Consider the following 4,305-nt stretch of genomic DNA (forward strand, 5'->3'; position numbering starts at 1 on the left):
GGCGAAGTTCCAAACTCCCAGGAAACCATTCAGATCAATATTGCTTCTGGGAGTTCTGGGAAACACGATCTTCCGGCGGCCCCTTGCCACCCTTGACTTCGACTAATTCTGAAGGGCCGACTCGATACGCGCGATGTCGGCGCGAAGCTCGGCCTCGGCGAGAACTTCAAGTTCAATCAGGACATTTTCGGCATGAAGGTGCGCGTGCTCGGCGACGCCGTGCTCGATCAGGACACGTGGATTCCGCAGATCGCCGCGGGCATCCAGTTCAAGCACAACGAGCAGGGCGATATCGTCAAGGCGGTCGACGCGGCGAGCAACTCCGGCACCGACTTCTATATCTCCGCGACCAAGCTGCTGCTCGCGCAAAGCCTGCTGCTGAACGGCACGCTGCGTTTCACCAAGGCGAACCAGTTCGGCCTGCTGGGCTTCGGCGGCGACAAGTCGAATTCATACAAGCCGGAGTTCGAGTCGTCGGTGGCGTATCTGTTGTCGAAGAGCGTGGCGGTCGGCGCGGAATATCGGATGAAGCCGAATAACCTGGGCTTTGCGCGCGAGCAGGACGCGTACGACGCGTTCGTCGCGTGGGCGCCCAACAAGCATGTTTCGCTGACGCTCGCGTATGTGTCGCTCGGCGATATCGCGACCATCAAGAATCAGCGCGGCATTTATGCCTCGCTGCAAGCGGGGTTCTGATCATGAAGATTCGCCATGCCGCGCTCGCGGCGCTCATGCTCGCGTCGTTCGCCAGCCTCAACGCGCGCGCCGACGACGCGCTCTACAAGCAGTTCGGCGAGAAGGCGGGCCTGACCAAGATCGTCGACGACATGTACGACAACGTGCTCGCCGATCCGCGCACCGCGCCTTATTTCGAAAACACGACGGTCAAGCGCATCAAGCCGATGCTGGTCGACCAGTTTTGCGAGGCGCTCGAAGGCCCGTGCAAATACACCGGCCGTTCGATGAAGCGCGCTCACGAAGGCCACGCGATCGATCGCGCCGCCTTCGACGCGCTGGTCGAAGACCTGCAACTGGCTATGGACAAGAACAACGTGCCGTTCCACGCGCAGAACAAGCTGCTGGCGAAACTCGCGCCGCTGTATCGCGACATTCAGGATCGCCCATGAGAACCCTTTCGAAGAAGCCCGCCGTCATGCGTTTCGCATCCGTTTTCCTCGCCGCGTTCGCACTCGGTGCAACGCTCGCGCATGCATCGAACGTGACCGTGCAGGTCGTCGACCAGTCGGGCGCGCCGGTGCAGGACGCCGTGGTCTACGCGGTGCCCGCGAGCGGCAAGTTGCCCGCGGCCAAGCCCACGCCCGCCGTGATCGATCAGGTGAAGCGTCATTTCGTGCCGATGGTGTCGGTCGTGCAGACGGGCGCATCGGTGACGTTCCCGAACAAGGACAACATCGAGCACGACGTCTATTCGTTCTCGCCCGCCAAGCGTTTCGAGCTGAATCTGTATCACGGCATTCCGGCCAATCCGGTCGTGTTCGACAAGGCCGGCCTCGTGGTGATGGGCTGCAACATTCACGACACGATGGTCGCGTATCTGCTGATCGTCGATACGCCGTACTTCGCCAAGACCGATGCGAAAGGCGCGGCCACGATCAGCGTGCCCGCCGATTCGTACAAGGTCGTCGCGTGGCACTTCCGCCTGAGCGATCCGAACGCGCTGCCGTCGCAGAAGGTGAGCGCCACCGCCGACAGCGCCACGAAGCTCGCGCTGACGCTCAAGCCCGCCGAGTAACGATCGAGGATTAGACGTCATGGTCCTGCATAGCCTGCGCGCGCGTATCGCGCTCGTCTTCGTGGTCCTGATGCTCGTCGCGCAGGCTGCGGCGTATTTCGTCATCAATTCGGTGATCGTCAAGAACGCGCATCGCGGCGCGGAGGATCAGCTCGCGGTGGCGGAACGCGTCTTCGGACAAGTGCTGCACAGCAACGGCGATCAGCTCACGCAAGCGGCGGGCGTCGCGGCGGCGGACTTCGGTTTCCGGCAGGCGGTGGCGTCGCACGACAGCAAGACGGTGGCGTCGGCGTTGCAGAATCACGGCGACCGCATTCACGCGGACGTGGTGATGCTCGTCGATCTCGACGGCCGATTGATCGCCGATAGCGACGGCGTCGGCCACGAAGGCGCCGCGTTCCCGTTCCCGAATCTCATCAAGACGGTCGCGCGCAAGGGCGATGCGTCGTCCTTCGGCATGGTCAACGGCCGCGCGTATCAATTGGTGGCAGTGCCGGTGAAGGCGCCGATCACCATCGCGTGGGTCGTGATGGGTTTCGCCGTCGACGACGTGCTCGCGCGCGAAATGAGCACGCTGACGTCACTCGACGTGTCGTTCCTGACCGTCGACGCAACAGGCAAGTGGGGCATGCTCGCGAGCTCGCTGCCGGAAAACAAACGCGCGTCGATCAAGGATCAAAATCAGCTTGCGGACGATGGTTATGTGACGCGCGTCGTGCGCCTGCATTCCGAGGGACGCACGGTTGCCGTGCTGCTGGAGCGCTCGTTGACGGAGGCGCTCGCGCCGTATCATCGGCTGCAATCGACGCTGCTGCTGATCACGATACTCGGCGTGATCGTGTCCGCCATCGGCAGCGTGCTGACCGCGCGATCCGTGACGCGGCCGATCGCGGCGCTCGCGCAGTTTTCGAAGCGCATCGGTCAGGGCGAGTATGCGGAACCGATCGAAATTCATCAGCATGACGAAATAGGCGAGCTCGCGGCGGCGTTCAATCAGATGCAGGAAAGCATCGTGGAACGCGAGCGGTGTATTACCGAACTTGCTTATATGGATCGTCTGACGGGGCTGCCGAATCGCGCGCTCTTCAACGACCGGCTGCAACAGGCGATCGCGCAGGCGTCGCGCAACGAAAAGCCGCTCGCCGTCATGATGATGGACCTCGACCGCTTCAAGTATGTCAACGACACGCTCGGGCATCCGATCGGCGACATGCTGCTGTGCGAAGTCGCGAAGCGTCTGCGCTCCGTGCTGCAGCGTCAGACCGATACGGTGGCGCGTCTGGGCGGCGACGAATTCGCCGTGCTGCTGCCGACCGACGATCTGAACGCCGCGCGTCTGCTCGCCACACGCATGCTGCGCGCGCTGGAACAGCCGATCACCATCGAAGGTCAACTGGTGGACGTGGGCGCGAGTATCGGTATCGTGACGTTCCCGGAGAACGGCAAGGACATGAACGTGCTGCTGCGTCGCGCGGATATCGCGATGTACGTGGCGAAGCGCTCGAATCTGGGCTTTGTGCTCTACGATGAGCGGCACGACCAGAACAGCGCCGAACGTCTGTCGCTGATGAGCGAACTGCGTCAGGCCGTCGAGCACGATTAGCTCACGCTGTACTATCAGCCGAAGGTCGATCTGGCGACGCATCGCGTGAAGTATGTTGAAGCGCTGGTGCGCTGGGATCACCCGACGCGCGGTTTCGTCGCGCCCGACCAGTTCATTCCGTTCGCGGAGCAGACCGGTTATATCAAGACCATTTCGCGCTGGGTCGCGGACAAGGCCATCGCGCAATGCGCGGCGTGGCATGCGCAGGGCATCGATCTGGCGGTGTCGGTGAACGTGTCGGCGCGCGAGCTGATTCAATCGTCGTTGCCGGAAACGTTCGTCGCGCTGCTCGACAAGCACAAGGTATCGCCGGAGTGGATCTGGATCGAGATCACCGAAAGCGCGATCATGGACGATCCGAATCACGCTATCGAAACGCTCGATCGGCTGCACGCGCTCGGCATTCGTCTGTCGATCGACGACTTCGGCACGGGCTATTCGTCGCTGTCGTATCTGAAGCGCATGCCGGTCGACGAACTGAAGATCGACAAATCGTTCGTGATGGGCATGGCACATCATAAGGATGACGAAACGATTGTGCGTTCGACCATCGATCTCGGTCACAACATGGGATTGAAGGTCGTCGCGGAAGGTGTCGAGGACGAAGCGCTGATGCAGCGTCTGAAGGACTTGCGATGCGATCTGGCGCAAGGTTTCCACCTGAGCCGGCCGTTGCCGCCCGCCAAGCTGGAGTTGTGGCTGAAAGGCTGGGATTCCGAGCAGACAGGCGTTCCGAGCAAGGCCGACGACAAGCGTAAATCATCGACACGGGCAATGCCTGCCTGAAGCCGAACATTCGATTATGCGCCGCCAGCGCGTTCCTGTTTGTGCGCCGAGCATGCGCAACAGCTTGGGGGTGCAAGTTCCCTGTCCAGCCTGATGGGGCGAAGGCCTAGTGAAACGCAAGGGCGTCGTCGTGAGGCGGGGTCTGAAGGAAGCGTGTAGCAAA

General features: G+C 61.9%; 5 protein-coding genes. All 5 read left to right on the forward strand.

What is annotated here, in order from left to right:
• Positions 1-108 precede the first annotated feature (108 nt).
• Genes BVER_RS29600 through BVER_RS35000 form a run of 5 tightly spaced genes read left to right on the forward strand, consistent with a single transcriptional unit; the run spans position 109 to position 4,142 of the window.
• Positions 109-696 (forward strand): DUF3034 family protein, encoded by a 588-nt coding sequence (locus BVER_RS29600; protein ID WP_332309172.1) that lies wholly within the window; start codon positions 109-111, stop codon positions 694-696.
• 2 nt (positions 697-698) lie between these two features.
• Positions 699-1,127, forward strand: coding sequence for a group I truncated hemoglobin (locus tag BVER_RS29605; RefSeq protein ID WP_050456239.1), 429 nt, complete (start codon positions 699-701; stop codon positions 1,125-1,127).
• Positions 1,124-1,753, forward strand: a complete 630-nt coding sequence (locus tag BVER_RS29610; RefSeq protein ID WP_232316958.1) for a methylamine utilization protein — start codon at positions 1,124-1,126, stop codon at positions 1,751-1,753. Before BVER_RS29605 ends, BVER_RS29610 begins: the two co-directional genes overlap by 4 nt.
• A gap of 19 nt (positions 1,754-1,772) precedes the next feature.
• Complete coding sequence (locus BVER_RS29615; RefSeq protein ID WP_232316959.1) at positions 1,773-3,356, forward strand: diguanylate cyclase domain-containing protein; 1,584 nt, start codon at positions 1,773-1,775, stop codon at positions 3,354-3,356.
• A gap of 6 nt (positions 3,357-3,362) precedes the next feature.
• Complete coding sequence (locus BVER_RS35000) at positions 3,363-4,142, forward strand: putative bifunctional diguanylate cyclase/phosphodiesterase (protein ID WP_269750836.1); 780 nt, start codon at positions 3,363-3,365, stop codon at positions 4,140-4,142.
• The last annotated feature ends 163 nt before the right edge of the window (positions 4,143-4,305 follow it).

The organism is Candidatus Burkholderia verschuerenii (assembly GCF_001189365.1).
Taxonomy (GTDB): domain Bacteria; phylum Pseudomonadota; class Gammaproteobacteria; order Burkholderiales; family Burkholderiaceae; genus Caballeronia; species Caballeronia verschuerenii.

Bases quoted from the DNA above. Each gene is read 5' to 3' on its own strand.
- BVER_RS29605 (WP_050456239.1), top strand. From the start codon at position 699: ATGAAGATTCGCCATGCCGCGCTCGCGGCGCTCATGCTCGCGTCGTTC.
- BVER_RS29610 (WP_232316958.1), top strand. From the start codon at position 1,124: ATGAGAACCCTTTCGAAGAAGCCCGCCGTCATGCGTTTCGCATCCGTT.
- BVER_RS29615 (WP_232316959.1), top strand. From the start codon at position 1,773: ATGGTCCTGCATAGCCTGCGCGCGCGTATCGCGCTCGTCTTCGTGGTC.